The following is a 19,727-nucleotide window of genomic DNA, read 5'->3' as shown; positions in this document are numbered from 1 at the left end:
CCATGACACCCGCGGAACGCGTCGAGGCTGCCTACGACCGCATCCAGTCGGCCGACCGGCCCGAGATCTGGATCCACCTCAGGCCCCGCGGCGAAGTGCTCGCCGAAGCAGCTCGGATCGACCCGGCGCTGCCGCTGGCCGGCCTGGTGGCAGCCGTCAAGGACAACATCGACGTCGCCGGCCTGCCCACGACCGCGGGCGCGCCGACGTACGCCTACCGGCCCGAGACCGACGCGCCCGCGGTGGCACGGCTGCGCGCGGCCGGCGCCGTGGTGCTCGGCAAGACGAATCTGGACCAGTTCGCCACCGGCCTGGTCGGCACCCGCAGTCCCTACGGCGCGGTCCGCAACGCCTGGGACCCGGCCCGTATCTCCGGCGGCTCCTCCTCAGGCTCCGCCGTCGCGGTGGCGCTGGGCATGGTCGATATCGCCCTCGGTACGGACACGGCCGGCTCCGGGCGCGTGCCCGCCGCCCTCAACGGCATCGTCGGGGTCAAGCCCACCAAGGGCCTGGTGCCCGTGACCGGGGTGGTCCCCGCCTGCTACACCCTCGACTGCGTCACCGTCTTCGCCCGCGACCTGCGCCTTGCCCGCACCGCCGCGGAGATCGTCGAAGGCCCCGACCCCGCCGACCCGCTCTCCCGCGCCGGCACCCAGCTCCCACCGCCACCCGCACGCCCCAAGGTCGCCGTCCCGGCTGGACGGCACCTGCACGGCATGGCGGACGGCTGGCGCACGGCTTTCGACGCCGCGGTCGCCCGCCTGGCGAGCACAGGCGTGGAGATCACCGAAACCGACATCACCCCGCTGCTCCAGGCCGCGGAACTTCTCTACGGCGGCGCGTTCGTCGCCGAGCGGTACGCGGCCGTGGGCGCGCACCTGGAGAAACACCGCCACCTGATCGGCACGGACCTCGACCCCACCGTCGCCTCCATCGTGCTGGCGGGCCGGGACAGAACCGCCGCCGACTGGGCCGCCGACACTGCCCGGCTCGCCGCCCTCGGCGCCGCCGGACGCGCGTTGCTCGACGGTTGCTCCGCACTCCTCACCCCGACGACCACCTGGCATCCCCGCCTGGCGGAGGTGGCGGCCGACCCGGTCGGCGCCAACGCCCGGATGGGACGCTTCACCAACTTCGCCAACCTGCTGGACTGCGCCTCGCTCGCCGTGCCCGCCGGGTTCGTGGACGGCCTGCCGTTCGGCGTAATGTTCACCGGCCCCGCGTTCTCCGACCGCGCCCTGGGAGCCCTGGCCGAGCGCCTCGCCGGCCCCGGTATCGACCTGTTCGTGGTCGGTGCCCACCTCACCGGCCAACCACTCAACGCCCAACTGGTGCAGGCGGGCGGCACTCTGGTGAGCACGGCACGCACCAGCAGCGGTTATCGGCTGCACGCCCTGGCCACCGAGCCGCCCAAGCCGGGTCTGGTCCGGACCGCCGCCCATGCCGTGCCGGGCACCGGCGCGGAAACGGGCAGCGGGGCAACAGGCATCGAGGGTGAGATCTGGCGGCTGCCTGCCGCGGGATTCGGGACCTTCACCGCGGCCGTTCCCGCACCGATGACCATCGGCACCGTGGAACTGACCGACGGGCGACAGATCAAGGGCTTCCTGGTGGAGCCGTACGCCGTCGAGGGCACGCCCGACATCACCCACTTCGGCGGCTGGCGGGCCTATCTGGCATCCGTGTGACCGCAGACGGCGGATCGGGCGCCTGCTACGGTCGGGTACGCCGCCGTCCGGGTGACAGGATGGGGTGATGACGACAACGCATCCCCGCCAAGGCCGACCGCGGCACACGCCGCCGTCCAAGCCCGGCACCTCGGCGCGGGAACAGATCCTCGACGCCGCAGGGGCGCTCTTCGTCGAACGCGGGATCGCCGCGACCAGCACCCGGATGATCGCCGAGCGGGTGGGCATCAGACAGGCCTCGCTCTACTACCACTTCGCCACCAAGGACGACATCCTCGCCGAGCTGCTGGCCACGTCCGTACGGCCCAGCCTGGAGATGGTGAAGCGGATTCAGGCGCTGTCGCCTGAGCAGACAAACGCGGCCGCGGCTCTCTACGCGCTGGCGGTGATGGACGTGCGTACCCTGTCCAGCACCCCGTACAACATCGGCACGCTGTACCTGCTGCCCGAAGTTCAGGCCGAACAGTTCGACACCTTCCGTCAGGAGCGCGGCCGGCTGCTGCAGAGCTACGGAACGCTCGGCACCCTGGCGGCGACCGAGGACGTGGCCCGCGGCCTGCCCTCCCAACGGATCGGCGAGCTGCTGATCCAGCTGGTGGAGGTCGTCATCCAGATACGGCGTTCCCGCGCACCCGAAGAGGCCGACACGGACACCATCGCGTCCTCGTGCCTGAGACTGTGTGGCCTCGGCGAGCCGGCGGTGACCGCCGCCCGGGAGGAGGCACGCATCCTCCTCAACCGCCTGACGGACACCGCCCCCCACGACTGACTCGGAACCAGCTCACCGGCCGTGCCCGGACAGAGGCGGCGGCCGCGTCAGGGCCCTCGCCGCAGACCTCGACGCCTTGGTCAGGCTGCCGGCCCTGCACGATGTCGAACAGATCGGCTGCCGGACACCATGCGCTTGCGCACCCACCATCCGCCCGCCTCGCCGGCCTCGCCCGCCGCCGGTGGCGGTTCCTGGCCCCGAGTGGTGGACACCTCTGAGCCCGGCCCGGCAGAAGCCGGGTAGGAGGCATCTTTTATGGTGGGGAAGGTCTGCTCGTCCGAGTTCAAGGCGGACGCTGTCGCGCTGGACCAGCCGGGAGACGCTGCGCAACCGGGTGCGAGTTGAGCGGGCCTGCCGCGGTCAGAGCAGCGCCAAGCACGAAGGACGTCCCGGCGGGTGGCCTCGGAGCAGGTAGCCGAGCCGTCGCGGCACATGACCTCGACGCCGGGATGCTCGCGCAGCCACGCTTCCAGGTGTCGGTGGTGCGGTCGGGCAGCACGTCGATCCGCTCATAGCTCTCGGCGTCGGTCACCACGGTGGCATAGCGGTGCCGTCGGCGCAGAGCGAAGTCGTCGACGCCGATCACGCGAGGAACCCGCCCGGTGGGCAACGGGACGCGCAACAGGGCGCGCAGGGCTGTGTGACGGGACAGGCCCATGGCGAGTATCGCCGGCAAATGCGCCCCCGCCCGGCCCGCCAACTCCTTGACCACTGCATTGACCTGCCTGTTCAGACGGGCCGTGCGGCGCTGATACCGCTCCAGCACCCCGGGCACCTGTTCGCGGAAGGTGTGGCGGCAGCCGCGCGTAGGGCACACGAGACGCCGCACCCGCAAACGGACCACCAGCCGGCGCCCGCCGACCGGAACGTCCCGACGAGGCCCCGCACATCTGGCAGACCGCGGTGTCCTGCGGCGTCCGGGCCCGCATGGGAGGCAACGTCGCCCCACCACCCTGCGTCACCACCGAATGTGAGACAGGGCCGTTCACTGGACAGCCCCGTGGCCAGTCGGTCGGCACTGGTGCGGATGTGACGCACCGCCGGCGCGAAAGGGTCCCGCACGGGCGAAGGTCTCCTTCACGCGAAGGTCCCGAACGGGGCGACAGGTCGAAGGTCTTCAGCGAGTACCCGGTGGCGGGAGCTGGAACGGGCGAGGCGGGCCACCGTGACCTCCTCACACATCGGTTGTACTTCCGGCCCGACGGCGCGCGGCACATAGCCGGAGCACGATCCGCGGCGACAGATACGCCGACCACCGCGCTCGCAGGGCCGTCGGTGAGCTGGAGCTGTTCCAGTGGCAGGCGAAGGGCTGTAAGGGCCTTCCGCCGCTCGTCCACCGCCACACCGACGCGTGGCCACTGCTCCGCGCCGGCGCGTTCGGCGGCGAGCTGTCCCGCGCCTGGATTCCGATCAGGAGCCTGGCCAGCACGTTGGAGTCCGGTGGCGGGCCGGAGTAGAGGAAGTACAGGGGTACTTCGATGACGAAGGCGGCTGCGGTGGCGATACGGCCAGGCCCGTCAGACACCTGGCTACGGTTTCGTTCATGGCTTTCCCCCTGGAGTTCGTGTGGTGGGTTCCCCGTCGGTTCGTGGGCCCCGGCGTACGCGCGACGGGCTCGTGCGACCGTCGTTTCCGGGATCACCCGAGGCCGTTCCAGAACGCGCAGTGGTGGCGGAGCGGTGTCGTGCGGGTGGCGACGATGCGGTCCGGCGCCAGGGAGAGCACCGCCCGCCGGGGCCAGTGCGGTGAGGACGGGCCGTTCGGGTCGGCGCCGCGCGCGAAGCGTGTCCAGTAGTCGATCATGGTGTCGGCCAGCCGGTGCTGCGCCGCGGTCAGGTCGCGGGGGCGGCCGCCCAGGTCGAAGAGGTACGGCAGCTCGCTCGCGTGCGGTGCGCCGAGCGGGAAGGGCGGCGTGCCGGGGGTGAGCGGCGGGGCGTGTTCGTCAGCGAACTCGTAGCGCCACACGGGCACCCGGGCGGCGAGCAGACGGCCGGTGCGTGCCGTCGGGCAGGCGAAATCCGCGTCGCCGATGACCGCGCCGAACACCGGGCCGCCGTCGGTACGGTGCACCGGGTACTCGCGGACGATCGTCCTCGCCTGTCCCGGTGGGAAGAAGGAGGACACGACGTCGGGCCAGGTCTCCGGGGTGACGGGATGGCCGGCCTGGATGATCCCGGCGGCCCACCCGTTGCCCTCGTCACGGGTGTGGCCGATCAGCACGGGGACGCGGTGGAAGTGGCCGTCGGCGATGGCCGCCGCGGGGTCGCGGGGCAGCAACGGGGTTCCGTTCGCGGGCTGCTGGTCCGCGCTCTGGGCAGCGAGCAGACGGGAGACCTTCACGTGCCGCAGGCAGGTCAGCACGTCGTGTGCGGAACCGCAGCCGGCTTTCGCCGCGAAGTCCGCGCCCGCCGCGCGCGCCGCGGGCGAGGGGACGGAGGAAGGGGCGAACGGTCGCTCGGGACGCCCTGTGCAGGGGCCGCTCTGGACGATCGCCCGGTCGAAGAGTCCCGCCGCGGCGGGTGAGGTCAGCTGGGCACAGACGCTGTAGCCGCCCGCCGACTCGCCGGCCAGGGTCACGTTGTGCGCGTCGCCGCCGAAAGCGCCGATCTCGGCGCGCACCCAGCGCAGCGCCGCCTGCTGGTCGGCCAGGCCGAAGGTGCCGGAGCCGGCAAGCCCGCTGTGCGCGAGGAAACCGAGGGCACCGAGGCGGTAGTTGACGGTGACGACGACCACGTCGCCGCGGACGGCCATGCGATGCGCGTCGTATGAGCTGCCCGCTCCGGTGGTGAACCCGCCGCCGTGCAGCCACACGACGACCGGCCGGGGGTGTGCCGTTCCGCCGCCGTCGGGCGTCGTGACGTTCAGGTGGAGGCAGTCCTCGTCGGTGCTGCCGGCGGGCACCTCGCCGGCCGCTTGCGGGCAGGAGCTCGCGGGGCGGGTCGCGTCCCGTGTCCCGGACCAGGCCGCCGCGGGCGCGGGTGGCGCCCAGCGCAGGATGCCGACGGGAGGCGCCGCGTAGGGGATGCCCGCGAAGGTGCGGTAGCCGTCGCGGTGGACACCCCGCACCAGGCCGTGGTGGGTGCGGACCACTGTGGCGGCGTCCGGGGCGGGCGGCGCCGGTGGCGCCGGGGACCAGGCCGTCGTGAGGACGGCGGTCAGGGCGCAGCCCAGGGCGATCAGGACTCGGTGCATGGTCATCGTCTCTCCTCGGTCAGCTGCCGCCCATGCCGCCCTGCGCGGCGATCATGGTCGTCGCAAGTGCGCGTACCGCCTTCTCCAGTCCCGGCGCGAGGGTGGCGAGAGACCCCGTGCAGGTGTCGATGCGGGCCCGGAAGGCGTTCTGGTCCTGCCGGGACACCACGGAACGAACCCGACCCGCGGCGGCCAGCGCCAGCAGCGCGGCGTCCGCGGCGGGAACGTCTCGCACCGGGCCGTCCCCGTACAGGACCGCGGACACGCGGGCGCGGAGCACGGCGGGCACGGCACGGTCCGTCACGCTCAGACGGCGTGTGCCCAGGCGGGTGTGGGGCACCTTCGCGGTGAGGAGGCCCGCCGCGATGAGCCGGTCCTCCGCGTCCGTCAGGGTGTGTGCACGGTGCCGGCGCACGAGGCGCTTCCAGCTGTGGCCGTCGCCGGCGTCGCGCAGGACCCGGTCCAGGACGGGGTCGCCGGTCGGTTCCGTGCCGCAGACGGTGACCCTGCCGCCTTGCTCCTGCAGTCGGCCGCGCAGCGCGAGGTCGATCAGGGCGGCGGCACGGACCAGTAGAGCCGCGCGGGAACGGTCGTAGGGACCTTCGGCTGCTTCGTCGTGGACCAGCAGATACAGGGTGCAGGGCAGGTCGTCGATCACAGCTCGACGGTAGGGCCGGCCCCTCCGGACACACATCGGCCGCGGGAGGGGACCGGCACTGGGAGTGCGGGAGGAGCGCGGCCCGGTTCTCCTCCCTGAGGAGGAGGCGGCTGTCAGGGGCGTCGTGGCCGTACGAGGCCGTGGTCGTAGGCGGCGACGACGGCCTGGACGCGGTCCCGCAGGTTCAGTTTGCGCAGCACCGCGGTGACGTGGTTCTTGACGGTGGCCTCCGACAGGCCCAGCCGCTCGGCGATCTCCGCGTTCGACAGGGCCTGCCCGATCAGGGTGAGCACCTCCCGTTCGCGGACGGAGAGGTCCTTCAGGGACGGCGGCGGCGCCGGGTCGGGGGTCGTGCGCAGGAACCGGTCGAGTACCCGGCTGAGGACGCTGGGGGCCAGCAGCGCGTCGCCCCGCGCGGTGACGCGGATGGCGTCGACGAGTTCTCCCGGGCGGATGTCCTTCAGCAGGAAGCCGCTCGCCCCTGCCCGCAGAGCGGCAACGACATGCGCGTCCACGTCCCAGGTGGTCAGCACGAGGACCCGGGCCCGGCTTCCGCTCGCCACGATCTGCCGGGTCGCCTGGATGCCGTCCAGGACGGGCATGCGTACGTCCATCAGGACCACGTCGGGCGCCAGTTCGCGTGTCAGCCGCACCGCCTCCCGGCCATCCGCCGCCTCACCGACCACCTCCAGGTCCTCACGGGCGTCGATGATCAGGCGGAATCCGGTACGAACCAGGGCCTGGTCGTCGGCCACCACCACCCGCAGTGTCATCAGGCGCGCTCCACCGGCAGCCGCGCCGCCACTTCGAACCCGCCGCCGGGCCGTGGGCCGGCGCGCAGGCTGCCGCCCACGAGCCGTGCACGCTCCTCCATCCCCACCAGCCCGCGCCCCGCCCCGGCCCCGGCTGAAAACCCCTGAGCTGCACGCCCGTTGTCAATCACCGTCACCTTCACGCAATGCCCTTCGCCGGTCACGCGCACGCTGACCTCATCGGCACCGGCCGCGTGGCGCAGCGTGTTGGTGAGGGCCTCCTGAATGATCCGGTACGCCACCAGGTCCACCGCGGCCGGCAGCCCGTCAGTGGCCCCCTCGCGGTGCACGTGTACGGTCATCCCCGTCGCGCGCACCGTGTCGGCGAGTTCGCCCAGGCGCGCGAGCGAGGGCCCCGGCCTTCGCGGCTCCCCTGCCGAGCCCTCGTCCGCTTCGGGCCGGAACGCCCGCAAGGTCAGGCGCAGTTCACCCAACGCCGAGCGGGCGGCCGTCTCGACGGCCCGCAGCGCCTGTCGGGCCTGGTCCGGCCGTTCGGTGAACACGTCGTCCGCGGCGCCGGCCTGAATGACGATCACCGACAAGGTATGAGCCACCACGTCGTGCACATCACGCGCGATCCGCGCACGCTCCTCCGCCACGGCCCGGTGCGTCTCCGCCCTCATCCGCTCCTGCTGCGCCCTGCGCCACTGCCCCAGGGTCCACGCCAGGACCACCGTCAGCACATAGACCGCCGGGCCCGCACCGCCGCCCGCCCCGAACTCCAGCGCGACCGGCAGGCACATCGCCGCGAGCGCCCACAACGACACCCGCCGTGGCCTGGTGGCCGACAGCACGCACAACGTGACCTGCGCCGCGAGCAGCGCCCCCGTCAACGTCACCGCGGGCAGCAGCGCCCACACCGCGATCCCCGCCACCGTGGTGACGGCCAGAACGGGGATCGGGACGCGCACCTGCCACCTCAGGGCACAGACTTGTACGAGGACCAGGGCCGCGGCCGCGAGCAACCGTCGGCCGTCCTCCGCACCGGCGACGGACACCGGGATGCCCAGGGCGGCGATCACCAGGCCCGCCGACCCGCACCACAGCGCCCGGGCCGTCCGGGGCGACAGCTCACCCCGCGCTTCCCCGGCGAACACGTCACTCTGCCGTCCTGTGCTCGCGTCCACATGCCGACCATATCCAGCGGCACGGCGATCCCAGCGCTTCTCCCCCAGCGCGGGCGTCTCGCGGACGCCGGGGGGGCTGCCCTGGTGCCCGGGCGCCTCTTGCAGCAACTAACACTCATCTGGTCGGCCAGGTGATCCCAAAGAAACGGCGTCCCCGGGCAGGAAACAGCCCCGGCCGGCGTGGCCGCCGGCCGGGGCTGAATCCGTGATGCGTGTGGTCGTGAAAGGGTGGTCGCCTACGCGGCGAAAGGCTCTGTGGGGCTTCAGCCGAACGATCGTCCCCGCAGGCAATAAGTGAGGCCCGGGGACGCAGTCCCCTCCACCACCACACTCTCGACAACCACGTCCGCCTGCTGGACATTCCCGGACGGTCCGCGAACCGCACCGGGTCAGTGCACAGGTACCGAACCTAGGCGCTGCGGGGCCGGCGGCCGGCCACCTTCTTCGCGGCAGCCTTCTTCGCTACGGTCTTCTTGGGCGGCTGCTTCTTCGCGGCGGTCAACGCGAGGATGCGTTGCATGACGCGGCGGGAGCCGGTACGGCTTCCACTCGCACGTGAGCGCCGTCGTCGCGGGCGGATGCGAGGCAGCTCTCCAGCGCCTTCAGGACGGCCGGTTCAATGGCCCCGAGGACGGTGCTCCAGGTACAGGAGGCACGGTCGAAGGACATCAGCGTATGGAGTTGTCGCCATTGGTTCTCCCAGTGCCCGACGGCGGGTGGGGAAACGGTGATCTTCAGGAGCCATCTGCCGTGGGTGGTGGTCGGGCTGTCTTCGTCGGGCTCCACAGCGGAGTCATGGTGTCCTGGCCCGTACGGGACGCGGGGGCGGTCGTCGGCGTAGGCGTCAGCTGTCGGCTGTCTGGACATCACTGCTCCGATTCTGCCGCCTGCGGCGAGAAGCGGACGACCTGTTGGGGGGCCGGGCCGTTGGGGGACGGGCCGCGCTGTCGCTCCGGACCATTCTCGTTCGACTCCGCTCAGGGCCATCATGGCGTGTCCAATCGGTCTGTGGGCTGCGTCTGCCCGGTCTCCTCACGGGGCGGACGGGCGGGGCGTGAGAGGCCGTCCGACGGCACCGCCCGGCTCGTCAGGGGCGGATTGACCCGTCGTCGGACCAAGTGGTGAGTAGCCGCCAGGCGCGGTGTGGCACGGTGGGACTGCTCGGTCGGCGACCGTCCGGCGGTACGTCTTCTGCGGCAGGACAGGGCGTACCGCCGGACGGAGCTGGAGGGTTGTCCGGCTGCCGACGGGGCTGGTTCGGTCCACACGGCGGGCGTGGTGCGCGCCGTGATCAGGACCTGGTGGGGTGCAGGTCGGCGCTGTCACCGGCCTGCCCAGAAAGGCCAGGGTGTGCGGGTGGCCGTCCAGCACGGTGACGAGGGGCGTGGCCCGGTCGGCGGGGAAGACCTGGTCGAGGATCCAGGTCGGGTCGTCCGACAGGCCGCGGCGGGCCTGAAGGGCACGGAAGAGCAGATTCGGGCTGGTCACGCAGACGACGTCGGCGCCGTGCCCGAGTGCGGCAAGCCGGTCGGCGGCGGCCAGGGCCTCCGGCATGACGGCGCCCATCGCGGCGATGGTCACCACAGGCTTCTCGTGCTGCCGCAGCCGGTAGGCTCCGGCGGTCACCCGTCGGCGGCGGCGTTCGCGGGCGGCCGGGTCGCCGGGCACGGCGGCCGCGGACTGGTCGACGGGCCGGGTCGACAGGCGCAGATAGGCCGAACTGCCGTCCGGGCGACCGAGGTTGCCGAGCGCGGCCAGCAGGCACCACTCGGTGTCGATCGCGAAGGCGGGCTCGTAGGTGATACAGCCGGGCTGTTCGATGCCCAGTGAGGGTGTGGTGATCGACTGGTGCGCTCCGCCCTCCGGGGCGAGTGTGACGCCGGAGGGCGTGCCGACCAGGATCGACTGGCCGCCGGCGTAGATGCCGAACGACCACGGTTCCAGCGCCCGGTTGACGAAGGGGTCGTAGACCACGCCGATCGGCAGCAGCGGCTGGCCCCAGCGGCTCCAGGTGGCGCCCAGCTCACCCAGCAGGCCGACCAGGTTGGTCTCCGCGATACCCAGCTCCACGTGCTGACCGGTCGGCCGCTCCCGCCAGTGCAGGATCGTCTCGGCGTCATCGGCGAACCAGTCGGTGCGCTCGGCGGGCGACCACACGCCGACCTTGTTGAGCCATCCACCGAGGTTGGTGGAGGAACTGACGTCCGGGCTGACCGTGACGATGCGCCGCGCCGCCTCAGGTGCCCGGCGGGTGAGGTCCAGCAGAACCCGCCCCAGGGCCTGCTGGGTGTTGCCGGTACCCGTCGGCGCCGGACGGGCGAGGTCGACAGGGATCGCGGGAGGCTGCTGCGACGCGTTTCCGGGGCGGCGCAGCCGACTGGCGGCCGCCGCGCACAGGGCCGCTTCCGGCGAACCGTCGGCGAAGGCCTCCCAGGGGTGGTCGAGGCTCGTCCCGAGGCGCTCGGCCAGTGCCTTCATCTGGTCGGCCGTCAGCAGCGAGGAGTGGTTCTGCGGGTGTCCCTCGGTGGGCAGTCCGTACCCCTTGACCGTGTACGCGAAGATCACAGTCGGGCGGGTGTCGTCGACGGCGTCGAACGCGTCTGTCAGCGCGCCGATGTCATGGCCCCCCAGGTTGCGCAGCGCCGCCAGCAGCGAGGCGTCGTCCAGGGAGCCGAGGAGGTCGGTGATCGGCCCGGCGGTGGAACCGGCGCCGGGCAGGCGCTCGCGCAACTCGTCAGCGGAGCAGCGCAGCAGGCGCTGGTACTCGGGGTTGCCCATGGCGTCGATACGGGCGCGCAGGGCCTCGCCGCCCGGCCGGACGAACAATTCGTGCAGCAGGTGTCCGTACTTGAGGGTGAGAACCTGCCAGCCGGCCGCGGCGAACATGGCTTGCAGCCTGTCCGCGGCGATACCGGGCACTACTCGGTCCAGCGACTGCCGGTTCAGGTCGACGACCCACACCACCTCGCCCAGGCCCGGCACCATCGGGTCCTGGATGGCCTCCCAGACCGCGCCCTCGTCCAACTCCGCGTCGCCGAGCAGCGAGTACTGCCGGCCGGTGCCGGCCCCGCCGAAGTGGCCCTCCACGTAGCGCCGGGCGAGCGCGCCCCACACCGGTGCGGTGGCGCCGATGCCGACCGAGCCCGTGGAGTAGTCGACGGGGTCGGGATCCTTGGACCGGCTGGGGTAGCTCTGCAGGCCGCCGAAGTCACGCAGGGTGGTCAGGTAGGACTCGTCCAGCTCGCCCAGCAGGTGGTTGATCGCGTGCAGCACCGGGGAGGCGTGGGGCTTGACCGACACCCGGTCCTCAGCGGTCAGCGCGTGGAACCACAGCGCTGTCATGATCGAGGTCATCGAGGCGCTGGACGCCTGGTGGCCACCCACTTTCAGCCCCGAGGGGTTGGGCCGCACCCGGTTGGCGTGGTCGACGATCGCGGTGGACAGCCACAGCACCCGCCGTTCGACCGACTCCAGCACGGCGAGCCGCTCCTCCCAACCGCGGCCCGAGCCGTCGACATCGGCCGACCTCAGCTGCGCGACCATCACAGACCACCTTCACAATCGGCACAATGGCCTTGGAGATTGAACGTTGTGCTCCGCCAGTAGACAGATGGCTCATCGACTGCACAAGATGCGCTCACGCAATTGAGCATTCTGTTGAAATCCCGGGCTGGATGAGAGGTGCCGACCAAGCATCATGAACAATGAACGAACCCTTGACGCCACGGACGCCCGGATCCTGCTCGCCCTGGCCACCGACCCACGGGCCACGATCGTCGCCCTGGCCGAGCAGCTGGGGCTGTCCCGCAACACCGTCCAGGCGCGGGTGGCCAGGATGGAGCAGAACGGCGCCCTGGGCTCCTTCGAGCGACGGATCACCCCGGAAGCGCTGGGCCACCGGTTGACCGCGTTCGTACTGGCGCAGGTCGACCAGCGCCACCTGGCGCAGGTGTCCCAGGCACTCGCGGGCATCGCCGAGGTGGTGGAGGTCTTCGGACTCAGCGGGGAGACCGACCTGCTCGTACGAGTGGTCGCCACGGACGCGGAGGACCTGTACCGGATCGCAGGACAGATCCTCGCCGTCCCAGGCATCGAACGCACCACCACGGCCCTGGCCATGCGGGAACTGGTGACGCACCGCCTCACTCCGTTGCTGCACCGTCTGGCGGACGACCGGTGACACGCCACGCTCCGCACCTGACGCAGGAGGAAACCTCGGGGACGCTCAGGCCTGTGGCGGTGCCATGGCACCGGTCGGCGCCGTGTGAGCGGCCCTGCCGAGGCCGTCAGCCCTTTGGCGTTGCCTATCCGGGGTAATTTTGTCGTGGACCTCTTGCTCTGTGGGCCGTTTCACTTCGGTATTCCGCTGGAGACGGTCGGAAAGGCCGGGGAGCCGATCATCGCGTCCGTCGACCGCCTCACGCAGGTGGTGTTCGAGGTCCTGTCGTTCGCGCGCTCAATGTGAAGCGGGCCCAGCAGGTCCTGGCCGGCCTCGTGACGTCGAGTCCTGCCCACATCGACCGTGCGGAGCCCGCCCGAGGCGGGGCCGGTTGGCGGCCGACCGGGCCCGGCTCGGGCAGGGGCCGGCGACCTGCCAGGTGATGGTCGCCGGCTTCGGCATGGACGTGGTGCCGGCGCGGGTGGAGGTGGCGCCGGGTCATGATCATGGTCCTCGACCAGTAGATCATCGCCTCGGCGGTGGCCGTGCGCCGTTCGACGTCGCGGACCAGGCGGCGGCTGCGCATCAGGTGGGCGAAGAGCTGCTCGATGATCCACCGCTTGGGCAGCACCCTGCGTGTGACGATCGCAGGACCAGCGCGAAAGTGGCCAGTCAGTGCTCGACGAGGCTGCCGGTGTAGCCACCGTCGGCCCTCACCAGCTCCAGCCCGTGGTGGCGCGGCGGTGCGCGCGGACATCGGCGCTGGTGACCATCCCGCCCAGCAGCAGGTCCAGGGAGTCGACCACGACGTGCCGCTTGCGCCCGTTGATCTGCTTGCCCCTGTCGTAACCGTTGCTGTCCGTGCCGACAACCGCGTCCGCCTTGACCGACGGCGAGTCGATCACCCCGGCCGTGGGCTCGGCATCCCGGCCCAGCCTCTCCCACATCCGCGCGCGCAGCCGGTCGTGGAACTCCCTGACCAGCGCGTTCTCGCGCCAGCGGCCGAAGAACGCGTACACCCGGTCGCACAGCAGGAAGTCGGCGGGCATCGCCCGCCACTTGCTTTCGTTGTCCACGAGATAGTCGATCGCATCCACTATCGCCCGGTGGCAGTACGCCTCGTTCAAGGCGACGGACGTGGACTGCCAGGCACGGAAGACTGCGACCCCAGGGGCCTCCTGTTGCTGTTCGGTGATTGGACAACAACGAGCTGTTCAGGAAGCCCCACTCGTATGCGTCCTGCGCTTCGCGACCACCCGATCGAGACTTCCGTTCGAAGCACATCTCACAAGATCGGAAAGACAACAGCTTTTCACGCCTTGTTGACGATCGAGTCGTCCAGCAGCCGCACCTGCATCGGCGCCGCCGCCCTCCCATGCGGCCCAGGCCCCCAGTGGCAGGACCGAGGCCTGGGCCGCACGCGCAGGCAGATCAGCTGTCGGTCCGGAGGGACAGCAGGTCGGTGAGGCCGATCCGGTCGTAGAAATCGGCGCGGACGCGGTCGGCGACGTCGCTGACCTCCTGGGAGCCGTCGTTGGCGGGGTCGATCGTGGTGCGGAAGGGGCGTCGGCCCTTCGGCGTGTCCACGATGGTGACGATGGCGCGGGCGACCTCGTTGACGTCGGCGTTCGCGGGCGCCAACGCGGCCAGCCGCTTGCCGACCTCGTCCATCAGGCCACCGTACAGCGGCTCGTAGGCGGCGGCTGTGTCGGTGTCCTGGGGGTGCATGGCGTGGGCGAAGTGGTTGGTGCCGGAGGTGAAGGAGCCGGGGACGACGATGGCGGTGTCGATGCCGAAACGGGACAGTTCGACCGCGTAGCTCTTGGCCAGTTGGTCCATCGCGGCCTTGGCCCCGAAGTAGGGGGCCAGGTAAGGGGGCGTACCGCCGTATGTGCTGGAGGAGCCCACCCACACCAGCAGGCCGTCGCGCCGGTCGCGCATCTGTGGCAGGACGGCGCGGTTGAGCCGCTGCGTGGCGACCACGTTGGTGTCGTAGATCTGGGCGATCTGCTCCGGGGTGAATGCCTCGGCCGGGCCGAGCACCATGTGGCCGGCGTTGTGGACGACGACGTCGATGCGGCCTTCCTCTGCGCTGACGGCGGCCACGGCGTCGTCGACGGACGACTGGTTGGAGACATCGAGCTCCACCGTGTGCAGTCGCACCGAGTGTGCCTCGCTGTAGGCGCGCGCCTCGGCGACGGCCGGCGCGTTGCGCCCGGTGGTCTGCCGTATCCCGGCGTAGACAATGTGCCCGGCATCGGCGAGGGCCCGCACGGTCAGCGCGCCGAAGCCACTGGACGCGCCGCTGACGAGGATGACGTAGGACATCATGTGTTCCTTCACTAGGAGAAGGCCGACAGGTGGGTCAGGAGAACGTGATGACGCGGCGGCCGTGGGCGGTGCCGGCGGCCATCGCGTCGAGGGTGGCGGGGGCGTCGTCCAGCGTGATCGGTGTGATGTCGGGCAGGATGTCGTGGGCGGCGGAGAAGGCGAGGGTGTCGCGCAGGTCGTGCGGGGAGCCGGACGGGTTGGCCGCGACGTGCAGGCGGTTGAGGACCATGGGCTGGGTCGGCAGCACGAGGGGTTCCGGACCGTAGCCGCACAGCAGCAGGGTGCCGTCGGGAGCGAGCCCGCCCAGGGCGGCCGCGGCCGCGTCGGTCGAGGGAGCCGCGTTGAGGATCAGATCGGCGCCCCCGTCCCAGGCCTTGAGGGCTGCCGCCGGATCGGTTTCGGAGGTGGCGACGTACAGCTCGGCGCCCATGTTCTTGGCCTGCTCCGCACCGTGCGCCGAGCGGCCGATGACGGCGACGTGGTCGCCGCGCACGCAGTAGTCGCAGTGGCCGCAGGAGTCGTACAGGAACTGGGCACCCACCGCGGTGCCGACCTCGGGCCAGGTGACGCCCTCACCCACGGCGGTGACCACTCCGGTGATCTCATGGCCGGGGACGACGGGGAACCGGGCGAACGGGTAGTGACCCTGCAGCAGGTTCAGGTCCGAGAAGCAGACACCGCACGCCGTGACCTTGACGAGTACCTCACCGGCGCCGGGCTCGGGCACGTCCCGGTCGTCGAGGGCCAGGGGGGCGTTGGGCCCTGTGGCTACTGCAGCACGCATGTTGGCTCCAAGAAGGACGACGAAAGGGGAGGTCACCAGTTAGTTCGCGGGCTACAGGCCGTGCCGAAGCCGAGCGAGCTGAAGCGGCCCTCGTACGGTGCCTCGAGCTGCCGCTCCAGGGCATCAGTCGTATGACAGGGATTGCCAGGGCGGTCGCATCCTCAGCCATTGGCTCGGACCCGTAAGTCTTACCGATTGGCCTGTCAGCGGTAGGACTGCCAGGGGGCCCGGCGTCACGCTGCCCCAGCTCCAACTGTGCGCCGCGCAGGCCGTTTTCCCCGGTTGAGGCGGTGAGCTGTGAGGCTGTGAGGTCGGGCTCGCGGCCGTACTTCCGCATGCCCTGGTCCGGCCCGCCGGCGCGCAGGACGGTGGAGTCATGGGCGAACAGACCAGGACGGCGCTCATTGTGCGCCTGTACGCTCCGTCGCTCCCCCGCACCTCGGAGAAGGCGGTGATGTACGCCGGCGAGCTGGTGGAGTCCGGGCCCTCCCGGAAGCTCCTGGACGACCCCGGGTACCCGTACACCCGAGCGCTCTCACGCGCCTTCCCCACCATCGGCGACCCTGCCTCCCGCATGGCGCCGGCCGGGCTGCCCGGCGACCCTCCCGACCCGGCCGCGCTCGGCCGTGGCCGCCCCTTCGCGGCCCGCTGCCCCGACGTGCACGACGTCTGCGGCAGCACCCCTGTCCAGCTGTGGCCGGCCGGCCCCGGGGCGACAGTCGGCGTGCCTGGGGGTGCTGCCCGGCTTCCCGAACGTCTCCCCGGCCCCGGACGTGCCCGAACCGTCCGCGGAAGGAGCCCGCTCATGACCGTCCCCACCACCGGCACGGTCGCCGGACCCACCGCGGCCACGCCGCGCGCTCTGGAGGTTGGCGTCCCGTACGCTGAAGACACCGACGCGGGGTGGAGCAGCTCGGTAGCTCGCCGGGCTCATAACCCAGAGGTCGCGTGGTTCACATCCCGCCCCCGCCACCCACCTCGGCTCGGGGTTCCTGACGCTGGCCAGCCCACCGGAGTCAGAGCCGTGACGGTCGCGTCCTCAGCCTTGGTGGCTCGCGGGTTGCCAGCCGCGCAGGACGGTGTCGAACTGCTTCTGCGTCTGAGACCAGTCATCCGCGGGGCCCTCCATGAGGATCCCGTACTCGATGCCGCCGTCGTCCGAGTCATAGACCTGGTCGATGATTCGGCGTGGTCCCGCAGGGCCCTCCTCCGGCTTCTGGATCCAGGTGAACTCCCATAGCACGGCGTTCGCCTCGTCACGGAAGTTGTTGGTGCCGAACCGGATCTGCTGGTAGCCGTCGAGGGTCCGATACAGCTTTTCCAGATGCAGCAGGTGCGCGCGGGGGGTGGGGTAGTCGGGCGTGGAGTCGACGCTGATGCGGAGGAGGTGGTTGCCGCCGTCCGGGCTGTACTCGATCTGGTCGCTGTCCGTCTGACGAGTCCAGCCCTTGGGGACCCAGAGGCTGCCCTCCGGGGCGTTGATGCGTTCCCAACCGGCGGGGACCGACCTGGCGTCCGAGGCACGGTCGGTCGGCGCCCGCCGAACCGTCGATCTGTCGTTCTGTGTGCCGGGACTCTGCGGCGTGAGGCCGGTCGTCCTGACTCCACTCGCCCCCTCGTCGCTCCCGTTGGCGTACTGCAGTCCGGCGAAGACCGCCGTGGCCCCGACACCCACCGCGACAAGCAGCGCGACCAGCATGGTGCGTCGACCGCCACGGACGCGGCCCCGCGGCGCCACGGACCCGGCGGCGTGCGTGGACTCGGTGGCTCGCGTGGGACCAGTGGCGTTCCGGGGCCCCTTCGTGTGCGCAGGCCCGGTGGCGTACGCCGGCGCGTACGTCCGCCCAGTCGACCCTGACGAGTCGACAGGAGGCAACTGCCCCGTGCCGGACAGCCCGTAGCCGTTCGCCGCGCCCTGTGTCGGTACGCCTGCCTGGGTCGCGTCGACCTCCCGGCCCTCAAGTACGTCGCGCAGCAGCCGTTCCGCCTCCGCTGCGCCCGGCCGCGACGCCGGGTCCTTGGAAAGCAGTGCCGCGATCACCGGTGCGAGCGGGCCCGCCCGGTCGGGATGGGGCGGCTCCTCGGTGACGACAGCCTGCATGGTGGCGATCGGCGAGTTGCGGCGGAAGGGTGAGTACCCCTGCACCGCCGTGTAGAGCGTCGCGCCCAGGGACCAGAGGTCGGCCGCGGGATCCGGCTCGCTGCCTCGTAGCCGTTCGGGCGCCATGTAGTCCAGGGACCCGACGATTTCACCGGTCCTGGTGATCGTGGAGTCTCCTTCGATGGCGGCAATGCCGAAGTCGCTGAGGAGGATGTTGCCGTCGCGCGCGAGGAGGACGTTTCCGGGCTTGACGTCGCGGTGGAGCACCCCGGCGGCATGCGCGGCCCGCAGCGCGGCCAATACCCGCAGCCCGATCCTGGCCGCCTCCCGACCGTCGATCAGGCCGGTTTCCCTGGCCGCGTCGGCGAGGGACGGACCGTCGACGTACTGCATGACGATCCAAGGGCGGTCGTCGTGGTAGAGGACGTCGTGGACGGTGACGACCCCGGGATGCGTGATCCGGGCCGCGGCCCTGGCCTCTGTCTGGGTCCGCTGGTGCAGCATGGTCCGGTCGGCCTCGGAGACGTAACCGCCCAGGGTCAGCTCTTTCACCGCGACGGTCCGGTGCAGCACTTCGTCGTGCGCGCGCCACACCCTGCCCATCCCGCCGCTGCCGATGGGCTCAATCAGCCGGTAGCGCCCGGCAAGTACCAGACCAACGCCCGCACTCTGTGAATAGTCCACGTCTCCCGCCCAGTTGCTCGCCTGACAGATTACGGATGGGACGTAGGAACGGGAAAGCCGAGCGTTGTGATGCAGCCCACACCACGAGTCACGCTTGTGGTCTCGGCAGCGACAACGGAAGTGTTTCGAGTGTTCCTGGGCCGCCGATCGCGTGTGTGCCGGACTCGTGTCCCCTTCCGAAAAGACAACGTGCTGACTCCTCCCGGGCCGCTGTGCCGCAGCAGCGGGTTACGCCGGACCCCGTTCGACGAAAGGCCGTGGCGGGGCGTTCCCGGCTGACGTGACTGTCGTGGACGGGCGCGCCCCCCTGGAGCTGTTTCCGCGCCGTGACGTCCTGTACGGGCCCGGCCTGGGCGATTTCCTCGCCGAGGCCCGGATCACCCACGTCACCCTGCCCCGAGCGTTCTCGCGATGGTGCCGGAGCGGAACTGCCGTACCTGGAGACGATCGTGTGCGCCGGGGAGGCCCTTCCCCAGCGGCTGGTCGCCGGCGGCGCCGGGCCGGGCCATGTTCAACGCGTACGGACAGCCCTGCCGGACGACTGATCCGGGCCTGGGCGGGCCGGCCGGCGAGGGAGGTGTGCCGGCCCGCCCGGGAGTCCTGGAGTACTCCCTCGTCTCTTCCGCCGCCTGCGCCGCGCATCTCAGCGTTCCCCTCGACGACCGGGTGGGCACGGTGGCGCGGTCCGGTCGGGTGGCGCACTCGGGGCCGAGTGCTCAGGTGGTGCTGCTCGGCCGTTGATCAGGGGCCAGTATCGGAGGCATCAACACCCCACGGAGGCCGACCGCGGTCGGCCGCTTGGTCAGCTTCCCTTGGCGTGATCGGCCCGCACCGGACATCCAACTGGCCTGTGGTTTGTAGCCGACGGGCGGTGCGGGACCCGGCCCGCGGCTGACTGCTCCACGGAGGCGGACCCGCGCGATGTGGCCGCCCTGTGCCGGCCGACGCGCGGACCTGCCCAGGCGGGTACGGATGAACGTGCCGGATGCCGGCTCCCTCAGCTGGTTACCGACCAGGCAGCCCGGCCTTGCCACGGATGCTGAACCGGGTCGAGTGGGACGCCGATGAGGTGCTCGGCGATCCCGGCGATCCCGACGCCGTCCTGGTCGTGGACGACACACGTTTCGAAGCAGGGGACGCGGTCGGCCGGGGTGCAGCGGCAGTACTTCGGCACCGACGCACGGAGAACTGTCAGGTCGCCGTCTTCCTCCTCCGTGCAACCGACCGCTGGCGGGCGCTGAACGACCGGCGTCTGTATCTGATGCCCACCCTCCTCATTTGCGGCGACGGGCTTTGGGGCAAGCGCATCGGCGTGCGCAGACATCTGCTGTTTACGAGCGTCTCGTCCGCCTCACCATATAGGACACGGTCTAAGCAATATGACTGATGCTCATCGCAACGGCGTCTGAGACCTTCGTCGCT

Annotated in this window: 13 protein-coding genes, 1 tRNA gene and 4 pseudogenes; 8 read left to right on the top strand and 10 right to left on the bottom strand. The window is 71.3% G+C overall.

Going from position 1 to position 19,727, the window contains the following annotated elements; genetic code table 11:
- Positions 1 to 2: 2 nt before the first annotated feature.
- Together OO52_RS34510 and OO52_RS34505 are read left to right on the top strand one after the other, a co-directional pair.
- Entirely contained in the window at positions 3 to 1,688 is a 1,686-nt protein-coding gene (locus OO52_RS34510) for an allophanate hydrolase (protein ID WP_030939907.1), read from the top strand.
- 67 nt (positions 1,689 to 1,755) lie between these two features.
- Positions 1,756 to 2,457 (top strand): TetR/AcrR family transcriptional regulator, encoded by a 702-nt coding sequence (locus OO52_RS34505; RefSeq protein WP_030939909.1) that lies wholly within the window; start codon positions 1,756 to 1,758, stop codon positions 2,455 to 2,457.
- 356 nt (positions 2,458 to 2,813) lie between these two features.
- On the opposite strand, the pseudogene OO52_RS48235 reads toward OO52_RS34505, so the two are convergent.
- The 6 genes and pseudogenes from OO52_RS48235 to OO52_RS34480 form a co-directional block, all read right to left on the bottom strand.
- Positions 2,814 to 3,446, bottom strand: a pseudogene (locus OO52_RS48235) (transposase); the annotation flags it as partial.
- Positions 3,447 to 4,095: 649 nt separating this feature from the next.
- A complete protein-coding gene (locus tag OO52_RS34500; protein ID WP_030939912.1) occupies positions 4,096 to 5,655 on the bottom strand; it encodes a carboxylesterase/lipase family protein in 1,560 nt (519 codons plus the stop codon).
- Between the two features lie 13 nt (positions 5,656 to 5,668).
- The gene (locus tag OO52_RS34495) at positions 5,669 to 6,307 is read right to left on the bottom strand and encodes a GOLPH3/VPS74 family protein (protein ID WP_030939930.1); all 639 of its coding nucleotides are present in this window, start codon (positions 6,305 to 6,307) and stop codon (positions 5,669 to 5,671) included.
- 113 nt (positions 6,308 to 6,420) lie between these two features.
- Positions 6,421 to 7,080 carry a response regulator gene (locus OO52_RS34490; protein ID WP_030939934.1) on the bottom strand — a complete coding sequence of 220 codons (660 nt, stop codon included), beginning with the start codon at positions 7,078 to 7,080 and terminating at the stop codon, positions 6,421 to 6,423.
- Positions 7,080 to 8,189 (bottom strand): sensor histidine kinase, encoded by a 1,110-nt coding sequence (locus OO52_RS34485; protein ID WP_231408383.1) that lies wholly within the window; start codon positions 8,187 to 8,189, stop codon positions 7,080 to 7,082. The genes OO52_RS34490 and OO52_RS34485 overlap by 1 nt, the downstream gene beginning before the upstream one ends.
- Positions 8,190 to 9,278: 1,089 nt before the next feature.
- A complete protein-coding gene (locus tag OO52_RS34480) occupies positions 9,279 to 11,789 on the bottom strand; it encodes a transketolase-like TK C-terminal-containing protein (protein ID WP_245240322.1) in 2,511 nt (836 codons plus the stop codon).
- 154 nt (positions 11,790 to 11,943) lie between these two features.
- Here OO52_RS34480 and OO52_RS34475 point away from each other — a divergent pair, with 154 nt between their 5' ends.
- The 3 genes and pseudogenes from OO52_RS34475 to OO52_RS54755 form a co-directional block, all read left to right on the top strand.
- Positions 11,944 to 12,426 (top strand): Lrp/AsnC family transcriptional regulator, encoded by a 483-nt coding sequence (locus tag OO52_RS34475; RefSeq protein WP_030939940.1) that lies wholly within the window; start codon positions 11,944 to 11,946, stop codon positions 12,424 to 12,426.
- Positions 12,427 to 12,570: 144 nt separating this feature from the next.
- Positions 12,571 to 12,711 carry a hypothetical protein gene (locus OO52_RS51075; RefSeq protein WP_158712593.1) on the top strand — a complete coding sequence of 47 codons (141 nt, stop codon included), beginning with the start codon at positions 12,571 to 12,573 and terminating at the stop codon, positions 12,709 to 12,711.
- A gap of 91 nt (positions 12,712 to 12,802) precedes the next feature.
- A pseudogene (locus OO52_RS54755) lies at positions 12,803 to 13,017 on the top strand (hypothetical protein); the annotation flags it as partial.
- A gap of 101 nt (positions 13,018 to 13,118) precedes the next feature.
- Here OO52_RS54755 and OO52_RS50115 read toward each other — a convergent pair.
- From OO52_RS50115 to OO52_RS34460, 3 genes are all read right to left on the bottom strand, one after another.
- Positions 13,119 to 13,481 carry a transposase gene (locus tag OO52_RS50115; protein WP_158712592.1) on the bottom strand — a complete coding sequence of 121 codons (363 nt, stop codon included), beginning with the start codon at positions 13,479 to 13,481 and terminating at the stop codon, positions 13,119 to 13,121.
- A gap of 355 nt (positions 13,482 to 13,836) precedes the next feature.
- Positions 13,837 to 14,733 (bottom strand): SDR family oxidoreductase, encoded by an 897-nt coding sequence (locus OO52_RS34465; protein ID WP_037671172.1) that lies wholly within the window; start codon positions 14,731 to 14,733, stop codon positions 13,837 to 13,839.
- Positions 14,734 to 14,770: 37 nt separating this feature from the next.
- On the bottom strand, positions 14,771 to 15,520 hold the full coding sequence (locus OO52_RS34460; protein ID WP_037671089.1) for an alcohol dehydrogenase catalytic domain-containing protein: 750 nt from the start codon (positions 15,518 to 15,520) through the stop codon (positions 14,771 to 14,773).
- Between the two features lie 376 nt (positions 15,521 to 15,896).
- On the opposite strand from OO52_RS34460, the pseudogene OO52_RS52230 reads away from it, so the two are divergent.
- Positions 15,897 to 16,154: pseudogene (locus tag OO52_RS52230) on the top strand (ABC transporter ATP-binding protein); the annotation flags it as partial.
- A gap of 263 nt (positions 16,155 to 16,417) precedes the next feature.
- Positions 16,418 to 16,492: transfer RNA gene (locus OO52_RS34455), tRNA-Met, on the top strand.
- Between the two features lie 67 nt (positions 16,493 to 16,559).
- Here OO52_RS34455 and OO52_RS34450 read toward each other — a convergent pair.
- Positions 16,560 to 18,305: a serine/threonine-protein kinase gene (locus OO52_RS34450; protein WP_030940484.1), complete on the bottom strand. Its 1,746-nt coding sequence runs from the start codon at positions 18,303 to 18,305 to the stop codon at positions 16,560 to 16,562.
- A 1,027-nt stretch (positions 18,306 to 19,332) separates the two neighbouring features.
- On the opposite strand from OO52_RS34450, the pseudogene OO52_RS50110 reads away from it, so the two are divergent.
- A pseudogene (locus OO52_RS50110) lies at positions 19,333 to 19,566 on the top strand (transposase); the annotation flags it as partial.
- Positions 19,567 to 19,727 lie beyond the last annotated feature (161 nt).

This window comes from Streptomyces flaveolus, assembly GCF_000716535.1.
GTDB lineage: Bacteria > Actinomycetota > Actinomycetes > Streptomycetales > Streptomycetaceae > Streptomyces > Streptomyces flaveolus_A.
The sequence above is the reverse complement of the archived record's forward strand: the minus strand, read 5'-3'. Positions and strand labels throughout refer to the sequence as shown.